Annotated in this window: 18 protein-coding genes; 10 read left to right on the top strand and 8 right to left on the bottom strand. The window is 72.4% G+C overall.

Annotation, left to right across the window (positions count from 1 at the left end; translation table 11 throughout):
• Positions 1–123: 123 nt before the first annotated feature.
• The 8 genes from NBY69_RS22590 (at position 124) to NBY69_RS22555 (ending at position 10,854) form a co-directional block, all read left to right on the top strand.
• A complete protein-coding gene (locus NBY69_RS22590) occupies positions 124–1,269 on the top strand; it encodes an ROK family transcriptional regulator (protein ID WP_250303105.1) in 1,146 nt (381 codons plus the stop codon).
• A gap of 102 nt (positions 1,270–1,371) precedes the next feature.
• Positions 1,372–2,949, top strand: a complete 1,578-nt coding sequence (locus NBY69_RS22585) for a M81 family metallopeptidase (RefSeq protein WP_250303104.1) — start codon at positions 1,372–1,374, stop codon at positions 2,947–2,949.
• Between the two features lie 216 nt (positions 2,950–3,165).
• On the top strand, positions 3,166–4,347 hold the full coding sequence (locus NBY69_RS22580) for a substrate-binding domain-containing protein (protein WP_250303103.1): 1,182 nt from the start codon (positions 3,166–3,168) through the stop codon (positions 4,345–4,347).
• A 103-nt stretch (positions 4,348–4,450) separates the two neighbouring features.
• Positions 4,451–5,797, top strand: coding sequence for an ABC transporter substrate-binding protein (locus tag NBY69_RS22575; protein ID WP_250303102.1), 1,347 nt, complete (start codon positions 4,451–4,453; stop codon positions 5,795–5,797).
• Between the two features lie 117 nt (positions 5,798–5,914).
• A complete protein-coding gene (locus NBY69_RS22570) occupies positions 5,915–6,919 on the top strand; it encodes a carbohydrate ABC transporter permease (protein ID WP_250303101.1) in 1,005 nt (334 codons plus the stop codon).
• The gene (locus NBY69_RS22565; RefSeq protein ID WP_250303100.1) at positions 6,916–7,791 is read left to right on the top strand and encodes a carbohydrate ABC transporter permease; all 876 of its coding nucleotides are present in this window, start codon (positions 6,916–6,918) and stop codon (positions 7,789–7,791) included. Before NBY69_RS22570 ends, NBY69_RS22565 begins: the two co-directional genes overlap by 4 nt.
• A 76-nt stretch (positions 7,792–7,867) precedes the next feature.
• Positions 7,868–8,899 (top strand): hydroxyacid dehydrogenase, encoded by a 1,032-nt coding sequence (locus NBY69_RS22560; RefSeq protein ID WP_250303099.1) that lies wholly within the window; start codon positions 7,868–7,870, stop codon positions 8,897–8,899.
• Between the two features lie 41 nt (positions 8,900–8,940).
• Positions 8,941–10,854: a DUF2264 domain-containing protein gene (locus NBY69_RS22555; protein WP_250303098.1), complete on the top strand. Its 1,914-nt coding sequence runs from the start codon at positions 8,941–8,943 to the stop codon at positions 10,852–10,854.
• Positions 10,855–10,905: 51 nt separating this feature from the next.
• Here the strand turns inward: NBY69_RS22555 and NBY69_RS22550 are convergent, their stop codons facing one another.
• A complete protein-coding gene (locus NBY69_RS22550; RefSeq protein ID WP_250303097.1) occupies positions 10,906–11,388 on the bottom strand; it encodes a MarR family winged helix-turn-helix transcriptional regulator in 483 nt (160 codons plus the stop codon).
• A 48-nt stretch (positions 11,389–11,436) separates the two neighbouring features.
• Here NBY69_RS22550 and NBY69_RS22545 point away from each other — a divergent pair, with 48 nt between their 5' ends.
• Positions 11,437–12,180 (top strand): dienelactone hydrolase family protein, encoded by a 744-nt coding sequence (locus NBY69_RS22545; protein WP_250303096.1) that lies wholly within the window; start codon positions 11,437–11,439, stop codon positions 12,178–12,180.
• Positions 12,181–12,182: 2 nt separating this feature from the next.
• Positions 12,183–12,449 (top strand): DUF6295 family protein, encoded by a 267-nt coding sequence (locus tag NBY69_RS22540; RefSeq protein WP_250303095.1) that lies wholly within the window; start codon positions 12,183–12,185, stop codon positions 12,447–12,449.
• Between the two features lie 114 nt (positions 12,450–12,563).
• On the opposite strand, the gene NBY69_RS22535 is transcribed toward NBY69_RS22540, so the two are convergent.
• The 7 genes from NBY69_RS22535 to NBY69_RS22505 form a co-directional block, all read right to left on the bottom strand.
• Positions 12,564–13,607 carry an enoyl-CoA hydratase/isomerase family protein gene (locus NBY69_RS22535; RefSeq protein WP_250303094.1) on the bottom strand — a complete coding sequence of 348 codons (1,044 nt, stop codon included), beginning with the start codon at positions 13,605–13,607 and terminating at the stop codon, positions 12,564–12,566.
• Positions 13,608–13,769: 162 nt separating this feature from the next.
• Entirely contained in the window at positions 13,770–14,534 is a 765-nt protein-coding gene (locus NBY69_RS22530; protein ID WP_250303093.1) for a hypothetical protein, read from the bottom strand.
• Between the two features lie 199 nt (positions 14,535–14,733).
• Complete coding sequence (locus NBY69_RS22525; protein WP_250303092.1) at positions 14,734–15,015, bottom strand: ferredoxin; 282 nt, start codon at positions 15,013–15,015, stop codon at positions 14,734–14,736.
• Between the two features lie 7 nt (positions 15,016–15,022).
• Positions 15,023–16,225 (bottom strand): cytochrome P450, encoded by a 1,203-nt coding sequence (locus tag NBY69_RS22520; protein WP_250303091.1) that lies wholly within the window; start codon positions 16,223–16,225, stop codon positions 15,023–15,025.
• Positions 16,226–16,323: 98 nt separating this feature from the next.
• Positions 16,324–17,139 (bottom strand): class I SAM-dependent methyltransferase, encoded by an 816-nt coding sequence (locus NBY69_RS22515; RefSeq protein ID WP_250303090.1) that lies wholly within the window; start codon positions 17,137–17,139, stop codon positions 16,324–16,326.
• Positions 17,140–17,234: 95 nt separating this feature from the next.
• Positions 17,235–18,470, bottom strand: coding sequence for a YcaO-like family protein (locus NBY69_RS22510; protein ID WP_250303089.1), 1,236 nt, complete (start codon positions 18,468–18,470; stop codon positions 17,235–17,237).
• Positions 18,470–18,985 (bottom strand): aKG-HExxH-type peptide beta-hydroxylase, encoded by a 516-nt coding sequence (locus NBY69_RS22505; RefSeq protein ID WP_250303087.1) that lies wholly within the window; start codon positions 18,983–18,985, stop codon positions 18,470–18,472. The genes NBY69_RS22510 and NBY69_RS22505 overlap by 1 nt, the downstream gene beginning before the upstream one ends.
• Positions 18,986–19,547 lie beyond the last annotated feature (562 nt).

Genomic DNA, 19,547 nt, shown 5'->3' with positions numbered 1-19,547 from the left:
TTTCCGTTACCCCTGGCGGAAGTCGCCATCAGATCGCTAACTTTCATCGAGACAGCGCCGACTTACTTTGAAATCTCGAAGCAACTTTCGAAGTAACCGGAGACAGCGATGACGGGGAGAGCAATGACGGACAGCGTGACGAACCAGCACATCCTGCGCATGGTCACGTCCGGTGCCGCCGCCTCACGGGCCGACCTCGTAAGAGAGTTGGGACTGGCGGCCTCGACCGTCTCGCTGCGCGTCCAGGAACTGGTCGCGGCCGGGCTGCTCACCGAATCCGGTGAGGGCGCCTCGCGCGGCGGACGCCGCCCCCGGCTTCTGCGGATCCCGCAGCAGGGCGGTGTGGCCCTCACCGCCGATCTCGGCTCCCACCACGGGAGGCTGGCCGCCGTCGGTGTCGACGGCACCGTGTCGGACGCCGCCGATCACAGCCACGACCTCACGGCCGGACCGGACCAGGCCGTCGACTGGCTGGTGGAACAGCTGGCCGCGCTCGCCGGCCAACAGCGGGCGGCCGGACGCACGGTACGCAGCGTCGGCATCGCCTTCCCCGGCCCGGTCGACGTCGCCACCGGCCGCGTCCTCACCCCTTCCCGGATGCCCGGCTGGCACAACTTCCCGCTCCGCGACGTCCTCGCCGACCGGCTCGGACTGCCCGTCGTCGTCGACAACGACGCGACGCTGATGGCCGTCGGCGAGCACCAGTCGGCACGGCCGGAACTCGATCACCTGGTGGTCGTCAAGGCCGGCCGCGGCATCGGCTGCGGAGTGATCTCGGCGGGCCGCCCGCACCGCGGCGCCAACGGCTGCGCGGGCGACATCAGCCATGTCCGGGTGGACGCCGCGGAGGAACGCCCGTGCAGCTGCGGGAACATCGGCTGCCTGGAGACGGTGGCCAGCGGCGCGGCCGTACTGCGTGAACTCGCCCGCCGCGGCACCCCGGTCGACGGCACCGCCGAACTGCTGCGCCTGGTCACCGACGGAGACCCGCAGGCGACGACCCTGGTACGGGCGGCCGGCCGGCACATCGGCACCGTGCTCGGCGTCGTCGTCAACTTCTTCAACCCGCAGGCGGTCGTCCTCGGCGGCGCCCTGGCCGCGGCCGAGCCCCTGGTGGCCGCGGTCCGCGGTGTCCTCTACGAACGCTGCCTGCCGATGGCCACGGCCGGTCTGGAGATCACCACCACGGTCTCGGGCCGGGACGCGGGCCTGCTGGGCGCGGGACTGACCGCCCTGCGCGACAGCCGGCCGCACGCCGAAAGAACCTGAACCCGGCCCCGCAGACCCTGAACCCGGTCCGCCGCGCCCGAGCCCCATCGGCGCGGCGCCTCGCACCACCGTCCACACCCCGCAACCGGAGAGCAGCACCTCATGACCACCTCCACCCCCACCCGCCGTCTGCGCATCGCCATCGGCGGCATCGGTATCGAGTCCTCCACCTTCTGCCCGCACCGCTCCACCACGGACGACTTCCGCCAGACCCGCGGTCAGGAACTGCTGAACCGCTACAGCTGGACACAGCCGTCCTCGGATCTCGACGCCCTCGTCGAATGGGTCCCCCTCCTGCACGCCACGGCTCTGCCCGGCGGTCCGGTCAAGGCGGAGTCCTACCTCCTGCTCAAGGACGAGCTGATCTCCCGGATCCGCGCGGCGGGCCCCCTCGACGGCATGGTCTACGACCTGCACGGGGCGATGAGCGTCATCGGTCTCACCGATGCCGAAGGTGATCTGACCGAAGCCGTACGGGCGGCGCTGGACGCGGTCGGCACCCCCGAGGACCCGGCGTCGGGCCGCCCGATGATGTCGGCGGCGATGGACCTGCACGGCAACGTCTCGCGCCGTTTCGCGGAGCCGATCGAACTGCTCACCGCGCACCGGCTCGCCCCGCACGAGGACGCCTGGGACACCCGCGAGCGCGCGGCCCGCAAGCTCGTCGAGCGGCTCCAGCTGCCCGCCGGGACCCGCCGCCCGCACCGTGCCTGGGTACAGGTGCCGGTCCTGCTCCCCGGTGAGAAGACCAGCACCCGACTCGAACCCGCCAAGGGCCTCTACGGCCGGCTCGCGGGCATCGAGGCGAAGCCGGGCATCGTCGACGCCGCGATCTGGGTCGGCTACGCCTGGGCCGACGAGCCGCGCTGCAAGGCCGCCATCGTCGTCACCGGCGACGACGCCGCACTCGCCGCCGCGGAGGCCGAGTCGCTGGCCCAGCAGTACTGGGAGGTGCGCCGCGACTTCGAGTTCGTCGGCCCGACGGGTACCGCGGAGGAGTGCATCGCCACGGCCGTCGCCTCCGACCGCCGTCCGTTCCTGATCAGCGACTCGGGCGACAACCCGACGGCGGGCGGCGCGGGCGACCTCGCGTACATGCTCGGCAAGCTGCTGGAGAACGAGCAGATCGCCTCCGGCAAGGTCACCGCCGTACACCCCGGCATCACCGACCCGGCCGCGGTGCGCGCCTGCTTCGAGGCCGGGATCGGCGCCACCGTCACGGTCGGTGTCGGCGGCAAGGTCGACACCAGCCAGGGCGGGCCGCTCGAAATCACCGGCACCGTCACGGGACTTCAGCGGGCGGCCGACAAGGCAGACCGCGCCGAGGGCGGCGCCTACGACCGCGGCTGCGACCTCGCGGCCATCACCGTCGGCGGCCTCACCGTCGTCGTGACCGGACAGCGCAAGCCGTTCCACACGCTCGCCGACTTCACCGGCCCCGCGCAGGGCGGCCTCGGTATCGACCCGCGCACCTTCGATCTGGTCGTCGTCAAGATCGGCTACCTGGAGCCCGAACTGCACGACATGGCGGCGGACTGGCTGCTGGCCCTCACCCCCGGCGGCGTCGACCAGGATCTGCTGCGCCTGGGCCACCACCGGGTGGAGCGCCCGCTGTACCCGTTCGACGAGGACGCGTACGAGAACGAGGGTGGCCCGGACCTGACTCCGGTACTGCTCTGACACAGCGGACGGACGGGCGGCCGGGGGCGGCGGACGAGGACATCGTCCGCCGCCCCCGGCCGCTCTGCATGCCCGGTCGGCCCCCGTCGGTGGGTCGGTCCGCGGGCCGACCCACCGATCACGGTGTGATCGCTATGCTGCGACCGCAAGCGCTCAGCCAAGCGTTCAAACGAACAGCTGGGCGGCGGCTGACCAGACACCCCAGGGGGTCCAGGCATGCGGGAGCCGGTCGAACTCAGGCGTCAGAGAATCCTCTCGGTGGTGCGGTCCCGGGGCGCGGTCAAGGTCAGCACACTCGCCGCGGAGCTGGCCGTCTCGGTCGTGACAGTCCGGCGCGACGTGGAGGAACTGGCCCGCGCGGGGAAGCTGCGGCGCGGGCACGGAGTGGCCCGGCCCGCCGAAGAGGTCGGTGGGCCGGGTCCTTCCGGCGGGCTGCCCGCACCGCGCTCCGGGGACCCGGCCGTGGACGGCGGCGCGGTCGCCCTGGTGGTTCCGGAGCGGCACTCGTACCTCTACGAGACCTTGCACGGCGCACGGAGCGTGCTGGAGGAGTCCGGCATCCGCACCGCGCTGCACATCGCGCCCCGGACACCGGGCGGCGAACGGCCGCTGGTGGAGCGGGCGCTGGCCGCCGGAGCACGCGGGCTGCTGATCGCTCCGCACTGGCGCAGCGCCGCGTCCCAGGAGGCGGACTACGGCTGGCTCGCGGACATGCCGGTGCCGACCGTGCTGATGGAGCGGCGCCCCCGGGCGGGCAGCGCCCTGCACGCGCTGGACTCGGTCTGCTCCGACCACTGGTACGGGGTGTTCCTGGCCGTCGGTCATCTGGTGTCGCTGGGCCACCGCCGACTGGTGCTCGCGGCCCGCGACGACAGTCCCACCGCGCGCACCATCCGGGCGGCGTTCGCCGAGATCGCCGCGGCCAGTCCCGAGGTGGACGACTGGTCGGTGGTGCTCAGTACGCCGGACGCGGGGCCGGGACCCGGCCCCGCGGAGCAGAGCGATCCGGACGGGGTCGTGTACAGCGCCGTGCCCGCGCCGCACCGGGGCGCCCCGCTCGATCTCGCGGCGCTGCTGCGCGCGCGGGGCGCGACGGGCGCGGTGCTGCACGGCGATGTGGACGCGCTGATGCTGGTGGAGAAGCTGGCGGAGAGCGGGGTGCGGGTGCCGCAGGACTGTTCGGTGGTGGCGTACGACGATGTGGTCGCCGCGCTGGGCAGCACCCCGCTGAGCGCCGTGGCCCCGCCGAAGGCCGAGATCGGCAGAGCGGCGGCGGAGTTGCTGCTGCACCGGCTGTCCGAGCCCGCCGGAAGCCCCGGCCCGGTGCGCAGGACGGAGCTGCTGCCCAGGCTCGTCGTGCGCGGATCGGCGCAGGTGCGGGGCCGGACCGAAGAATAGATCGTTTGACCGCTTTATCTTCCTTCTGATCGCTCTATTGACCCGGGGCGATCAGCCGATCAGGATTCCCCGTGTCTCGAATCAGGAGCCGCGGGAGGCGCCCATGCCTGGTCGACCGAGCCGTCGATCCGTACTCGCCACGATGGCCGCACTGCCGCTGACCGGCGCACTCGGCGCCTGTAGCAGCGGTGGCGGATCCTCGCAGTCAGGTGGCACCAGGAGTACCAGCAAGCGCGCCACCCACCTCACCTTCTGGTCCGCCCTGCGCGGCAGCCAGCAGGTGGTGGACGAGTTCAACCGTACCCACGACCGCATTCAGGTCGACTTCCAGCAGATCCCCTCCGGTAACCAGGGCGGGTACGCCAAGCTCAGCAACGCCGCACGGGCGGGCAACGCGCCGGACGTCGCCACCATCGAGTACCCGCAGGTGCCCGGCTTCGCCATCGACGGCGTGGCCCGCGACATCACCGGACTCATCAGCGACGGGCTGCGGGCCGAACTGCTCCCCCAGGCACTCGGTCTGACGACCTTCGAGAAGCGTGTCTACAGCGTTCCGCTGGACTTCGAGCCCATGGTGATGCACTACCGCAGCGACATCTTCCGGCAGTACGGATTCGATGTGCCGCGCACCTGGGCCGAGTTCGAGGATGCGGCGAGGGCGGTGCGCCGCAGGAACGCCGACCGTAGGCTGACCACCTTCGCCACCGACGGCGCACTGCAGTTCGCCGCGTTCGCCTGTCAGGCCGGTGCCCAGTGGTTCGACACCGCGGGCGGTGCCTGGAACGTCTCGCTGGCCGACCGGCCGAGCCGCCGGGTCGCGGCGTACTGGCAGCGGCTCATCGACCAGGATCTGGTCCACGTGAACACCGTGGACGGCCAGCAGAACGACGCCCGGGTCGACAGCGGTCAGGTCCTCGTCCGGCTCAGCGGCGCCTGGGATGCCGGGGCCCAGATGTCGGCCCACCCCGACCAGAGAGGCAAGTGGGCCATCGCGCCGCTGCCCCAGTGGTCCGACGGCGACCACACGCTCGGGACCCATGGCGGCTCCACCCTCGCCGTCACCCACAGCAGCAGACATCCGGAGGCGGCCCTGGAGTTCATCGAGTGGCAGGTGACCCACCCGGACGCCCTGCGCGCCCGGCTCTCCAGCGGCGCGAGCAGCCAGTATCCGGCCGCCCCCGGGCTGGTCGGCGTCGACCGCAAGGCCTTCGACCGCTCGTACTACAGCGGCCAGGACATCTACACCCTCTTCGACGAGGAGGCCCACAAGGTCCGCGACGGCTGGACCTGGGGGCCGCGGATGACCGCGACCGCCAAGGTCATGCAGGACGGATTCGCCCGGGTCGGCGGCGGTCAGGGCTCCCTGCTCGACGCCGTGCGCGCCGCCCAGCGGGGCACCATGCCGGACCTCAGGGCCCTGGGACTGGCCACCACCGAGCACAGCAGCTGACCCCGGGCCCCTTGCCGCGCAGTCCCCCTTGCCGCGCAGTCCCCCCTTGCCGCGCAGTCCCCTCGCAGCAACGTCCCCTCGCAGCACCAGAGAGCAGCAGAGAGGCAGGTGACACTCATGACCAGCCCCGCCACCACCCCGGTACCGGCCACCCCGGGCACCGCCGGGCACACGTCGCAGGCGCCGTCGGGCCCCGCACGCGAGCGCCCGGCCCGCAGGTCCTCGCGCCGCCGTGAACTCGGCGCGTGCGGCGTGCTGATGACACCCTTCTTCATTCTCCTCGTGACGATATTCCTGATTCCGGTCGGGACGGCCGTGTGGCTGAGCTTCTTCGGCGACGACGAGCCCGGACTCGGCTTCGGCCCCGAGCGCAAGGTCTTCGTCGGACTGCGCAGCTACACCGCCGTACTCACCGACCCGACCTTCCTCAGCAGTCTGGGCACGATCGTCCTGTACAGCGTGCTCTACATCCCGCTGCTGGTGATCGGCTCGCTGGCGCTGGCGCTGCTGCTGGACTCCGGAGTCGTACGGCTGCGGTCCTGGGCCCAGCTCGGGCTGTTCCTGCCGCACGCGGTGCCCGGCATCATCGCCGCCGTGATCTGGCTGTACCTCTACACGCCCGGCCTGAGCCCGGTGATCGATCTGTTCGGCAAGGCGGACATCACCATCGACTTCCTCGGCCTGCACACCGTGATCCCTTCGATCGTGAACATCGCGTTGTGGAGCAACCTCGGCTACGACGTGGTCGTCTTCTACGCCGCGCTGCAGGCCGTACCCCGCGAGGTCGTCGAGGCGGCCCGCGTGGACGGGGCGGGCCCGGTCCGTACCGCACTCCAGGTCAAGACGCCCCTGGTGCGTTCGTCGGTGGTGATGGTCACGATGTTCACCCTGATCTTCGCGCTCCAGCTGTTCACCGAACCGATGCTGATCAGCCAGGCGACGCCGATGATCAACTCCCGTTTCTCGCCCAGCATGTACATCTACGACGCCGCGTTCACCAGGAACAACTACGGGCTGGCCGCCGCCGCCTCGGTGATCCTGCTGGTCGTCACGATCGCGCTCTCCTACGGAGTCACCCGCTGGACCAACCGCGCCAACACCCCCGAGGAGGACACCCGATGAGCGGGAACGGCGTCATCCGCACCCCGGCGGCCCTGCGGCCACGGCTGCTCGGCCGCTCCGTCGTCAATCTCGTGGTCGGCGTCTCGGTGCTGTACACGGTGCTGCCGGTGCTGTGGCTGGTCCTCGCGTCGGCCAAGGACCGGAGCGCGCTGTCCGGCAGCGGCCTGCTGTCGCCGCACCACTTCTCGTTCCTGCGGAACCTCAGGAACGTGTTCTCGATGGACGGCGGGGAGTACGCGCGGTGGTACGGCAACAGCCTGCTGTACGCGGTCATCGGCGCCGCGCTCGGGGCCCTGGTGAGCATCGCCTGCGGCTACGCCTTCGACAAGTACCGCTTCGCCCACAAGGAGAAGCTGTTCGGTCTCGTCCTCGCCGCCGTCATGGTGCCGCAGACCGTGCTCGCCCTGCCGCTCTATCTGATGGCCTCGGCCACCGGTGTGGTCAACACGTTCTGGTCGGTCTTCGTCCCGGTGCTCTTCAATCCGTTCGGTGTGTACCTCGGCCGGATCTTCAGCCAGGGCTACGTGCCGGACGAGGTGCTCGAAGCGGCGCGGGTCGACGGCGCCGGTGAGCTGACCACGTACTTCCGGGTCGCGCTGCGGATGCTCGGGCCGGGCCTCGTCACCGTCTTCCTCTTCCAGCTCACCGCGATCTGGAACAACTTCTTCCTGCCCATGGTGATGCTCTCCGACCAGGACCTGTACCCGGTCAGTCTCGGCCTCTACACCTGGAACAGCTCGGCCACCGTCTCCCCCGAGTACTACCCGGTGGTGATCATGGGCTCACTGCTCGCGGTGCTGCCGCTGATTCTCGCCTTCGCGCTGCTGCAACGCTTCTGGCGCTCCGGCCTCACCGCGGGCGCCGTCAAGTAGCCTTGTTCCGGGGCTGCTTGGACCTGCCGGCGAACCTCACTCTCTCCGATTCCCGTTTGCCCGCACCAGGAGAATGATGCCCAGCACCCCTCCCCCCGCCCGCTCCCTTCCCCGTGCCGCGCTCGCCATGAGCGCCGACGCCGCGGCCTCCGTGCTCGGCGCCGAGTCCCTGGCCGCCCTCGCCGGGCTGTGCGATCTCGCCCCGCTGCCCGTCCTGGACGACTTCACCACCCGCCGGGCCCGCACCACCCTCGCGGACGTGGAGCTGCTGATCACCGGGTGGGGCTGCCCGCCCGTCGACGCGGCCGTGTTGAAGGCGGCGCCCCGGCTGCGCGCCGTGGTCCACACGGCGGGGACCGTCCGCGGTCATCTCACCGAGGCGTGCTGGGAGCGCGGCATCCGGGTGTCGTCGGCAGCGGCGGCGAACGCCCTGCCGGTGGCCGAGTACACCGTCGCGATGGTCCTGCTGTCCGGCAAGCACGTACTGGAGCGGTCCCGTGCGTTCCGGGCCGACAAGGTCCGCGGCAACTGGCTCGGTACGTCCACGGAGGTGGGCAACTACGGCCGCACCGTGGGCATTCTGTCCGCCTCGATGATCGGCCGACGCGTCATCGAACTGCTGCGGCCTTACGACCTGCCGCTGCTGCTGCACGATCCGTACGTGTCCGACGCCGAGGCCGACGCGCTGGGTGTCCGGCCGGTCGGCCTCGCCGAACTGTTCGCCCGGAGCGATGTGGTGAGTGTGCACACCCCCCTGCTGCCCGCCACCCGCGGACTCGTCAGCGGTGAACTCCTCGCCGCCATGCGGCCGGACAGCGTCCTCATCAACACCTCGCGCGGTGCGGTCGTGGACCAGGACGCGCTCACCGCGCTGCTCCAGCAGAACCGGATCCGGGCGATCCTCGATGTCACGGACCCCGAGGTGCTGCCGTCCGGGCATCCCCTGTGGGAGTGCGACAACGCCCTGATCACGCCGCATCTCGCGGGTTCGCAGGGCAACGAGTGGCGGCGGCTGGCCGATCTCGCGGTCGGCGAGGTCGCCCGGTGGGCGGCCGGTGACGGCTTCGCCCACCCCGTGGAACACGAGAGGCTGGCCTTCCTCGCATGACATCTCCGCGCATCACATCTCCGCGCACGGCATCTCCGCGCATGACGCCGCCCCTTGAGCTCCCCGCCGACGACCGGGTGCTGAGCCCGCACACCGGCTACACCCGGGCGCACTGGGAAGCAGCGGCGGACGGTCTGCTGCACGCCGCATGGCAGTGGGCCACGCCCGGCCGCGCCCTCCTCGACCTGCCGGGGCGGCCGTCCGTCTCCGGGGTGCGGTCGGACGGCCTCGAAGGGTACGCGCGTACGTTCCTCGCCGCCGCGTTCCGCGTCGCCGGCGCGGCGGGCAAGGACCCGCACGACTGGCTCGGCCGGTACGCGGACGGGCTCGCGGCGGGCACCAGGACACCGGGCCGGGACGACACCGAGTCCTGGCCGCTGATCCAGGACCACACGGTCTTCGGGCAGCCCATGGTCGAGTCCGCTTCCGTCGCCATCGGGCTGCGGCTGACCCGGCCCTGGCTGTGGGACCAGCTGGACTCCGGGGTGCGGGACCGTACGGAGGAGTGGCTGCGCGGCGCACTGCGCCACACCCCCGCCCCGAACAACTGGTACCTGTTTCCCTATTCGGTGGCCGCCTTCCTGGAGTCCGTGGGCCGCGGCGACGCGGAGACGGCCCGCGCGAAGCAGCGGGCGAGGGAGCTGTTGGAGGGCTGGTACCAGGGGCAGGGCTGGTACACGGACGGCGACGGCCGCGCCTTCGACCACTACAACGGCTGGGCCCTGCACCTCTATCCGGTGCTGGACGGCCACCTGTCGGGCGACTCCGAACTGTCCGCGCACTACGGCGCCCGGCTGCGCGAACACCTGGAAAGCTTCTCGCTGCTGTTCGGCGGGGACGGCGCGCCGATCTATTTCGGCCGCTCGCTGACGTACCGCTTCGCCGCGGGCTCGGCGGTCGCGCTGGGGGCGGTCACCGGGCACACCCCGCTGGCGCCCGGTACCTCACGACGGCTGGTCAGCGGGGCGCTGCGCTACTTCCTGGACCGGGGCGCGACCGGCTCCGACGGGCTGTTGAGCCTGGGCTGGCACGGCCCGCACCGCGCGACGCTCCAGCGCTACTCCGGCCCCGCGTCCCCTTACTGGGCATCCAAGGCGTTCGTGTCACTGCTGGCGCCCGACGGTCACCCGCTCTGGACGGCGACCGAGGAGAACGCACCCAGCGAGGGGCCCGACCGGGTGCGGGCGCTGCCCGCGCCCGGACTGCTGGTGCAGTCGACACGGGCGGACGGAATCGTCCGGCTGCACAACCACGGCAGCGACCATATCCGGCCGCACGAGGGCGAGTCGGGCGTACGGGACGACCCGCTCTACAGCCGCCACGCCTACTCCACGGTGACCGGCCCCACGTCCGAGGAGAACACCGCGGACAACCACCTGGCCGTGGTCGTGTCCGGGGTCCGCAGCGACCGCCGCGCCATCCGTCCGCTGGGTGCCGGTGAGGGCGACGGCTGGGGCTGGGCGGCGTCCTGGCACCGGCCGGTCTTCCCCTCCGGTGCGCCGATGGTGCCGGGGATGCGGGTGGAGAGCCTCACGGTGGCCCGTGGCCGGTACGAACTGCGGGTACACCGGGTGCTCGGCGCCCCGGCCGCGACCGGGCTGGAACAGACGGGCTGGGCGACCGGACCTGACGACACCGGCACCGGCACCGGCGGCCAGGTGCAGTCCGAGCTCCACGGGCTGTACGGCTGGCAGGCGCGGGACGAGGTGCGGGCCCCGCAGGGCACCGCGTTCACCCGCTGGGCGCTCGTGCCCCGGCTGACCGCGGTCGCGGAGGGCACTGCACTCCTGGTCTGCCTCGCCACGCTGACCGCGGAACCGGGCGCCGCGCCGCTCGCCGACGCGGTGAGCGGAGTGCGGGTGGACGAGGAGAGCGGCACCGTCGAGGTGTCCTGGGCCGGGGACGGGGCCTCGACCCGTATCGCGTTCGAGCCGCTGACCGTCGACCACGGTTAGGGGCCGCGGATCGAAGCCGGACAGCCCTCAGGGTCGTCCGGCCGGCCCCGGTCAGACCTGGCGTGCCACCCTCTCCAACAGGGGCAGAGCCGCGGCCAGTTGCTTCCGCTCGGCAGGGGTGAGTTCCTCGGAGAGGGCCCGGGTCAGCCGGCGCGCCTGATCGCGGCGAGCCCCGTGCAGGGCCTCCGCACCGGCTTCGGTCAGCGAGACGACGACCCGGCGGCCGTCGTCCGGGTCCGGGTCGCGGACGACCAGTCCGCGCTCCTGGAGTGCGGAGACGATCGTGCAGACGGACTGGGCACGGATGCCCTCGCCCGCCGCGAGGGTGCCGGGTGTCGCCGGGCCCTCGCGGTCGAGCCGTACGAGTACGGAGGTCTGGGACAGGGTGAGTTCGTGCCCCGGCCCCGTCTGTCTGAGGCGTCGGACCAGCGGGCCGAGGCAGGCACGCAGATCCGCCGCCATGCGCGACACGTCGCCGGGGACGGCGTCGCCGGAGGCCACGTCGCCGGAGGCCGCTGAACGGGGAATCACCATACCCATCAGCATAAACTGTTCAGTTCAGCCTTATGGTATAGCTGTCTCATGAACGACTCACTTACCGCGGAAACCATTCGGTTCACCGGTCACGACGGCGACGAGATCGAGGCCTACCTGGCCCGCCCGCAGGGCGAAACGCGGCGCGGTGGCGTCGTCGTCATCCATCACATGCCCGGCTACGACCGGGGCAGCAAGGAAATGGTGCGCCGGTTCGCCGAGCTGGGTTACGACGCGATCTGCCCGAATCTCTTCTACCGCGAGGCGCCCGGCGCCGCACCGGACGACGCGGCAGCAGCAGGCCGCGCGGCGGGCGGTGTGCCGGATGCCCGTCTCATCGGCGACGTCGCAGCCGCAGCGGCGCAGTTGCGGGCGCTGCCCACGTCCAACGGGAAGACCGGCGTGATCGGCCACTGCTCGGGAGGCCGACAGAGTGTGCTCGCGGCCTGCCACCTCGATCTCGACGCCGCGGTGGACTGCTACGGCGCGTTCGTCACCGGCACTCCGCCGGAGGGCTTCCCCCTCAAGGTCAGCAATATCGTCGACCAACTCCCCGGTCTGAGGGCGCCGTTGCTCGGGCTGTTCGGGGCGGACGACAGTTTCCCCGGCCCCGAGCAGGTGGCCGAACTGGAGCAGATCCTGACCGCCCACGGCAAGGACTTCGAGTTCCACAGCTACGCGGGGGCCGGTCACGCGTTCTTCTCGACGGACCGCCCCTCGTACAACGTGGCCGCGGCCAACGACGGCTGGGAGCGGATCGCCGCCTTCTTCGACAAGCACCTGGGGGCCTGAGCATGTGCACCTACACGACGGTCAAGGGTGAGGTCGACGGCAGCGCCAAGGGGCCGAACGGCTCCTGGTTCCATGTCTCGGACGTGACGGTGTACTTCGACCACCCGGTGCACGCGATGGCCGAGCACACGCTCAACATCGATCTCACCGATCCGGCGAAGGGGCCGTCCGCCCGGGTCGCGCTGGAGCTGTCCGCGGAGTCCGCGCGAACGCTGGTCGCCGCCGTCCAGGAGGCCCTGGCAGCAGTACCTCCGGCGCTCACCGCCTGAACGTGACGGCGCCGGGGCAACGGGCCGGACCCGATGCCCCGACGCCGATGCCCCGGCGCCACTGTGCCGGGCCGGAATCCGGCTGCCCGCCGCCGGGCCCGTTGCCCACCGCGCTCACGGCGTGCGCAGCGAGAGTTCCCCCGCGCCGAGCGGTGCGAAGAACCGGGCCACCCGGTCCTCGGTGATCTCCGCGAGGCTCGCGGGGGACCACTGCGGGTCGCGGTCCTTGTCGATCACCTGGGCCCGGACCCCCTCGGCCAGGTCCGGTTCGGCGAACGCCGCGCACGAGACGCGGTACTCCTGCTCCAGGACCTCCTCCAGCGTGCCGAGTTCACGGGCGCGGCGCACGGCGGCGAGCGTGACCTTCAGCGCGGTGGGCGACCTCTTGTACAGCGTCGCGGCGGCGTCCTTGGCGGCGGGGAGGCCGACGTCGAGCAGCCGGTCCAGGATCTCCTCGACCGTGTCCGCCGCGTAGCAGTGGTCGATCCACTCCCGGCAGGCGTCCAGCTCACCGGCCGGTGCCCGCTCGGCGCGGCGGGACAGAACATCCGCGACCGGTTCCTCCGCGAGGTCCGCGAGGAGTCCGGGCAGTTGCTCCGACCGCACGAAATGGTCCGCCAGCCCGCAGAGTTGCGCGTCCGCCGCGCCCACCGGGAGACCGGTCAGGGCGAGGTGGGTGCCGAGCTCTCCGGGTGCCCGCCCGAGCAGATACGTGCCTCCCACGTCGGGCACGAACCCGATGCCCGTCTCGGGCATGGCGACCCTGGAGCGTTCGGTGACGACCCGGACGCTCCCGTGGGCGGACACCCCGACACCGCCGCCCATCACGATGCCGTCCATGAGGGCGACGTACGGCTTGGGGTAGCGGGCGATACGGGCGTTGAGCCGGTACTCGTCGCGCCAGAAGGCGGTCGAGGCCGAGCCGCCCGCGCGCGCGTCCTCGTAGATCTTCCGGATGTCGCCGCCCGCGCAGAGGCCGCGTTCACCGGCTCCGGTGAGGACGACGCTCTCCACGCCGGGGTCCTGTTCCCAGGCGGTGAGCGCGTCGTCGATGCGCCGCACCATCGGGTGGGTCAGCGCGTTCAGCGCCTGCGGGCGGTTGAGGGTGAGGTGACCGATCCGGCCCTCGGTGCGTACCCGTACGGAGTCGTCGCTCATCGGAGGGCTCCCGTGAGTCCTCGGGCCTGTCCGCGCTCCGCAGTGCTACGCATCATCTCGTCGGTTCCTTCCGGGACCCGGTGGACCCGGAAGGGCCCCTGCCGGTCATCACGATGCCGTACGCCTCCCGGTGCCGGGACACCGGGAGGCCGGGGCGCGCGCTCAGCCGAGCTTCGCCAGCTGGGTGTCGATGACGTCCTTCGGCTGCTCCGCCTTGCCCCCGAGGCTCTGAGCGTAGAAGGAGGCGAGCGTGCTGCCCTTGCGTACCGCCACCAGGTGGGAGGTGCCGGATTCGCCGTCCAGGTCGGCGGTCAGGACGAAGGCGACCGCCTCGTCACCGCCGGAGTAGGTGGCGGGCGCCACCTTGGTGAACTTCGTCTTGTCCGAGCCGACGACCAGGGTGAAGCCACCGGCGCACGCCTTGCCCGCGGCACTCAACGACGCGAAGGCGTCCGGGGCTCCCTTGCCGTCGTACGAACCCAGCGTGTCGGCCGTGACCGTCGCGCTGAGCGCCTTCATCCCGGCCGCGGCCTTCTCGTCGGCCGAGGCGTCCCTGGCCGGCGCCTTGGGCACAGCGACGATCTTGCGCGTGGACGTCGCGGCGGGTGTGCCCACGGCGCTCAGCGACATGGCCTGGACGAGCGGCTTGCACTCGGCCTTGTCGGTGGTCATCGTCTTCACGGCGGCGAGGTCGGCCTTGGTCGCCCCGGCCACCTTGTGGTTCTTCAAGTCGCTCTGGGCCAGGACGAGTTTGTCCAGCTCGGCCTGGGACAGCGCCTTCGCGGCCGGCTCGGCGGCAGCGCTCCCCTTGTCCTTGGGGGCGGCGGAATCAGCGGCGGGCTTGTCGGACCCGCAGGCACTGACAAGCAGGGCCAGCGAGAGCCCGGAGGCGACGACGGCGGTACGGCGGACGATGGTGCGACGCATGAAACAGCTTTCCTCTGGCTCGGTGAACAACGACCCCGGGCGGCGGAGTTCACTCCTCCGACGCCCCTCGGGATCTGTTGCGACCCGTGAAATCTACGACCCGCGGGCACCGAACGATCATGAAAAGGCACTGCTCGGGCGATTGTGACGGCCATGCAATCCGAGAGGCTCCCAATCGATACGCATTCCGGTACAACCCTCAGGGGTCGGGCTGTGGCGCCGGGAGCGGGGTGGACGGCGGACGGGACCGGACGAACCCGATCGCCTCCACCGGGCAGAGGACCGCCGCGTCCCTCGCGGATCCGTCGGCGGCGGGTGCGTCGGACCGGGCGCGTGAGCCGGTGTTCCCGGCAGGTTCGAAGTGGAGCGGGGCGGTGGCGAGGCAGACGCCGGAGCCGATGCACGCGTCGGGGTCGACGCGCGCCCACGACGCCCCGAGGGGTTCTCCGGGGGGCGGGTCCTGTTCGACGTTCCGGGACACGGCCGCCTCACCAGGTCACGGGCAGGGTGCGGGGTGCCCGGGTGCTGAGACCGGTCTTCCACTCCGGGGGCGCCGCGGCGCGCAGTTCCGGGAACCGGCGCACCAGGCCGGCCAGTGCCTCCTGGAGCTGGACGCGGGCCACTTGCGCCCCGACGCAGTGGTGCGGTCCGTGCCCGAAACCGATGTGGGGGTTGTGGTCGCGGTCGAGGTCGAGCAGGCCCGGATCGTCGAAGACGGTCTCGTCATGGTTGGCCGAGGAGTTGACCGCCATCACCGCTTCGCCCTCGGCGATCGTGACGCCGCCCAGTTCGATCTGCTCGGTGGCGATCCGGAGATTCGCCTGGACGTTGGTCTGGGCATAACGCAGCAGCTCCTCGACGGCCCTGGGGATCGTGTCCGGTTCCTGTCGCAGCCGCCGGTACCGTCCGGGTTCGTCGAGCAGCAGGTGCACCATGCCGCCGAGCCGGTCGGCCGTGGTGCCGTACCCCCCGGCGAGCAGCACCAGGCTGAACGAGATCAGTTCGTCCTGGCTGAGCCGGTCGCTCTCGTCGCGTGCGGCGATCAGGGTGCTCAGGACGTCGTCCCCGGGGTGGCGGCGTTTGGCCGCGACCAGCGCGGTGAGGTAGCCGGTCATCTCACCGACAACGGCGGTGACCTCGGTGTCGGCGAGGGCGGTGAGGTTGCGCAGCGCGTCGCACCAGGCGTCGAGTTGCTCGCCGTCCTGGCGCGGTACGCCGAGCAGGGCGCAGATGACCGCCAGCGGCAGCGGGCGGGCGAACAGCTGCACCAGGTCGGCCGGGCGGTCGTGCGCGGCGAGTTGGTCGAGGAGCTCCTCGACCAACCGGGCCACGTCGCGCCGCATGGCTTCGGCGCGGCGGCCGGTGAAGGCCGGGGCGACCAGCTTGCGCAGCCGGGTGTGTTCCGGCGGGTCCGCGGCCAGGATCGAGTCCGGCAGCGTGGGGACGCGCGCGATGCGCGGTCCTGCTCCCCGGGTGGCACGGGTACGGCTGAAGCGCGGATCCGCGAGCACGGTGCGCACGTCCGCGTACCGGGTGACCAGCCAGGCCGAGTCGCCACTGGGCAGCCGGATCCGGGCGCACGGCGCGGCGCTGCGCAGTGCGGCGAACTCGTCGAGGGGGCCGAGGCCGTCGTGGTGCGGGAAGGGGAAGTCCGCGGTGTGGACGAGCGGGCCGGGGTCGGTGTCTGTCACGTCTGCTCCGGGAGGGTGTTCGGCGAGGCGACCGCGAGAGGGACGGGGGTTGCTGCGAGCGGGGGTTGCTGCGAGCGGGGATGTTGCTGCGGGTGGCGTCAGCGGAGCTCGTAGACGGATACGTGGTAGGCGCTGTCGCGGGCGAACGGCGCGCCCGCCCAGGAGCCCAGCCGCTGCCGCAGCCGGAGCCCGGCCCGCTCGGCCATGGTGTCCAGTTCGCCCGGCGACGCGTAATGGAAGTGGACCCGCAGGTGACGGGTACGGTCCGCCTCATGGACGAGGTAGTGGGACTGGTAGGTCCGGGTGGACGGGTCGATCCTGCGGTGGCAGAGGATGAGGTGTTCGTCCGTCTCCGAGACGACCTCGGGCACCCCGGAAGCCGCCGCGACGGCGAGGGCCTCGGGCAGATGCGCGTCGAGGACCAGCACACCGGCCGGTTCGAGGTGGGCGGCCACCGCGCTGAGGCAGCGCTGCTGGGCCTCGTGGTCCGCGAGTTCGAAGAACGTGCCGCCGACTGCGTAGACGAGCGAGAACGTGCCGGTGACCGGGACCTCGCTGAAATCGCCCGGCGTGACCTGGATCGTGCCGCCGCCGGGTTTGGAGCGCAGCCGCGCGGCCATCGTGTCCGACGCCTCGACGCCGTGGACATCGAAGCCGCGGCCCGCCAGCGGCAGAGCAACTCGCCCGGTACCTATGCCGAGTTCGAGCAGCGGCCCGTCACCGGCGAGCGCCGCGAGGGTGTCCACGGTGGCGCCGGTGACACCCGGTTTGCCGAACCACCGGTCGTAGTCGGCGGCGAAGGTGTCGGCGTATCCGGGTCCGTGCGCGGCGGAGGCGTGGCGGTCGCCCCCGTTCTCCGGGGCATCGGCGGGCGCTGCAGCCGTGGGGGCGCGGTGGTCGTGCGTCGTGGACATGTCGGGTCTCCTCGGCCTGCGGCCGGTCCGGTCGCCGCGGTGCGGGACGGTCCGGGTGGACGTGGGCGGTGGGGGCGTGCGTTGCGGGCGTCGGGTCAGCCGAAGGGGTGCGGGCCCGGGGCGCGGGGCAGGCCGCGTTCGCCGTCCGGGCCGGTGGGCAGGGCGCGGGCGCCGGGGGCCACGACCCGGACCACCGTCGAGCCCAGGGCGCGTGCCGGTCCGCAGGTGGTGTCCACGAGGACGAGGTCCCGGCCGGTGTGCTCGGACAACGTGGCGGCGCCGGAGCGATGCGGTACGGAGGACGGGCCGCTCCCCGACCGCTCGGGCCCGCCCGGTGCCGGTGGTGGTGTCGGTGCGGGGCGCGCGGCACCGACCGGGGTGTCCGCGGTCCACAGCCGGAGGCTGTCCTGGCGGTGGTAGGCCCAGAGCGCGTGCTTGACCGCGGAGTCCGGGGCGTCGCCACCCTGCCAGCGCGCCCAGGTGTCGGCGGCCACCGGGGTGTGCATGCTCCACCGCACCATCAGCGCTTCGTAGGCGGCCTTCTCGACCAGCGGGGCGATCTCGCCGTCGTCCGGACCGCAGCGGGCCCCGAAGGTCTGCCGGGTCCCGTCCGGTGCGTGGAGGCAGACCGCCACGCACCGGGAACCGGCGGGTGCCGGGAGGGCGAGTGCGGTCGCCGTCGCCCCGGTTCCGTCGAGGAGTTCCGCCAGCGGATCGGGCAGTCCGGTCTCCGGGATCACCCGGGGAGCGCGGGAGAGTCCGTACCAGCTCCTGCGGATGAGGTCACGTTCGAGGACCTCCCATGCGGCGTGCTGCGCGGCGGCGTCGGGGTCGGGATGTGCGGCGACCCCGGTGGATCCGACCCCGGGCCCGGGGTCGCAGCCGGGCGGCGGCCGGTGGTGCAGGAAGACGGCACCGGCGGGTACGTGCGTGTCGGCGCCGGTGCGCAGGGACCGCCCGAGCACCCAGAGCCGCCGGGTGCCGCGTGACTCGTCCGGGGTACGGTCCGCGCCTTCCGGTACGAACTCGGCGGGGTCCACCGCGGGTATCCCCCTGCGGCGCAGTTCGCTGTGGGTCGCCACGACCGCGGCGTCCGACTCGGCGGCGCGGCCCGCGAGGATGTTGCCCACGCGTTCGAGGAGTTCGCCGCGCGCGCTCGCGACGACGCGTTCCGTGCGGTGCCCGGCCGCGCTGCCCACCACGACGGGCCGGTCACCGGCCGCGCAGACGGGATCGAACTGCGGTGAGCGGGCCGCGACGCGCGCGAAGACGACCTCCGGCCACTGGGCGTAGGGGGCGAAGACCTGGGGTTCCCACGGGGTCCCGGCCATCAGGCGTGCACCTCGGCCACCCCGGCCGCGTCCTCCAGGACGGCTCTGCCGTGGTCGGTGAGCGCGTCACGGTGTCCGGTCATCGTGCGCACGGCATCGGCCGCGGAACGGGCGAGGCGATCGTGGCGCGCGCGTACGGCCGCGGCGGCGCCGGAGTCCGCCGTGGGCCCCGCGAGCAGGCGCCGGTACAGCAGCACGCTCCGGGCCAGGACCACCGTCTGCTGGAAGAGCCCGGTGAGCGGCCGGGGGTCGAGCCGCAGCGGCGTCGCGACCAGCGGGCCACCGTCCTCCACCGGCCGCAGGAACGGATGTGCCGCCACGGACGCCGCGTTGCAGCGGGTGTGGGTGCCCTCGTGGACGAGCGCCTCCGCGAGCCGGACAGTTCCGGGAAGTCCACCGGGGCCCGGTCGCAGCCGGTCGCGCCGGATGAACACGGCGCCGTGGACGGTGAAGTCGGTGAAGCCGTCGATCGACGGCCCGTCCAGCAGGACCATCTGCCGGAGGATCTCGCTCAACTCGGCATAGGCGCCCGGCCAGGTGACGGCGAGCAGGGCGGTCGTCGACGCGGATCGTCGCCGTCTCCGCCTCCCGCCACGCGACGACAGTGGAGCCGTGCGGCCGGTCGCTGTTCCCGGCCTGGTCCGGGACGGACTTGAGCGCGCGGGCGACACTGCGTTCGAGATGAGGCTGGGGAGCGGCGAGTTCGGCCGGCCAGGGAAGCCCGGACGGTGGCGTGGCCGCGATGCCCGACCGTGCACGGCTGAGCATCGAGGTGAGGCGGTCGAGGCGGTCCGGATCGAGTGGCCCGGTCCGCAGGGCGTGCTGGGCGACGTGCGCGGTCTCGACGACCGCGGGGTGCGCGGCTTCCCCGGCGGAGACGGTCAGCCCGGCGGATCCCAGGACGGACCGGGTGGTGCGCGCCAGAGTGGAGCGCTCCTCGGCGCTCTGGCGTGCGTCGGGCTGTACTCGCACCGTGCGTACCTCCGTGTCGCCGGGTCGGGACGGACGGCGGGCCGCTGCGGCCCGCCGTCCGGGGTGGCGTGCCGTCAGCTGGGCACGTCGACCATCAGTGCCAGC

This window comes from Streptomyces sp. A 4/2, assembly GCF_940670765.1.
In the GTDB taxonomy this organism is placed as follows: Bacteria; Actinomycetota; Actinomycetes; order Streptomycetales; family Streptomycetaceae; genus Streptomyces.
Note: the sequence above shows the minus strand (reverse complement) of the source record. Positions and strands in the feature narration are given on the sequence as shown.

What these genes read in the sequence shown, in the direction of transcription:
- NBY69_RS22550 (WP_250303097.1), bottom strand. Translation starts at nt 11,388, where the DNA reads ATGGTGATTCCCCGTTCAGCGGCCTCCGGCGACGTGGCCTCCGGCGAC.
- NBY69_RS22575 (WP_250303102.1), top strand. Translation starts at nt 4,451, where the DNA reads ATGCCTGGTCGACCGAGCCGTCGATCCGTACTCGCCACGATGGCCGCA.
- NBY69_RS22560 (WP_250303099.1), top strand. Translation starts at nt 7,868, where the DNA reads ATGCCCAGCACCCCTCCCCCCGCCCGCTCCCTTCCCCGTGCCGCGCTC.
- NBY69_RS22580 (WP_250303103.1), top strand. Translation starts at nt 3,166, where the DNA reads ATGCGGGAGCCGGTCGAACTCAGGCGTCAGAGAATCCTCTCGGTGGTG.
- NBY69_RS22565 (WP_250303100.1), top strand. Translation starts at nt 6,916, where the DNA reads ATGAGCGGGAACGGCGTCATCCGCACCCCGGCGGCCCTGCGGCCACGG.
- NBY69_RS22555 (WP_250303098.1), top strand. Translation starts at nt 8,941, where the DNA reads ATGACGCCGCCCCTTGAGCTCCCCGCCGACGACCGGGTGCTGAGCCCG.
- NBY69_RS22535 (WP_250303094.1), bottom strand. Translation starts at nt 13,607, where the DNA reads ATGAGCGACGACTCCGTACGGGTACGCACCGAGGGCCGGATCGGTCAC.
- NBY69_RS22510 (WP_250303089.1), bottom strand. Translation starts at nt 18,470, where the DNA reads ATGGCCGGGACCCCGTGGGAACCCCAGGTCTTCGCCCCCTACGCCCAG.
- NBY69_RS22570 (WP_250303101.1), top strand. Translation starts at nt 5,915, where the DNA reads ATGACCAGCCCCGCCACCACCCCGGTACCGGCCACCCCGGGCACCGCC.
- NBY69_RS22540 (WP_250303095.1), top strand. Translation starts at nt 12,183, where the DNA reads ATGTGCACCTACACGACGGTCAAGGGTGAGGTCGACGGCAGCGCCAAG.
- NBY69_RS22530 (WP_250303093.1), bottom strand. Translation starts at nt 14,534, where the DNA reads ATGCGTCGCACCATCGTCCGCCGTACCGCCGTCGTCGCCTCCGGGCTC.
- NBY69_RS22585 (WP_250303104.1), top strand. Translation starts at nt 1,372, where the DNA reads ATGACCACCTCCACCCCCACCCGCCGTCTGCGCATCGCCATCGGCGGC.
- NBY69_RS22590 (WP_250303105.1), top strand. Translation starts at nt 124, where the DNA reads ATGACGGACAGCGTGACGAACCAGCACATCCTGCGCATGGTCACGTCC.
- NBY69_RS22545 (WP_250303096.1), top strand. Translation starts at nt 11,437, where the DNA reads ATGAACGACTCACTTACCGCGGAAACCATTCGGTTCACCGGTCACGAC.
- NBY69_RS22515 (WP_250303090.1), bottom strand. Translation starts at nt 17,139, where the DNA reads ATGTCCACGACGCACGACCACCGCGCCCCCACGGCTGCAGCGCCCGCC.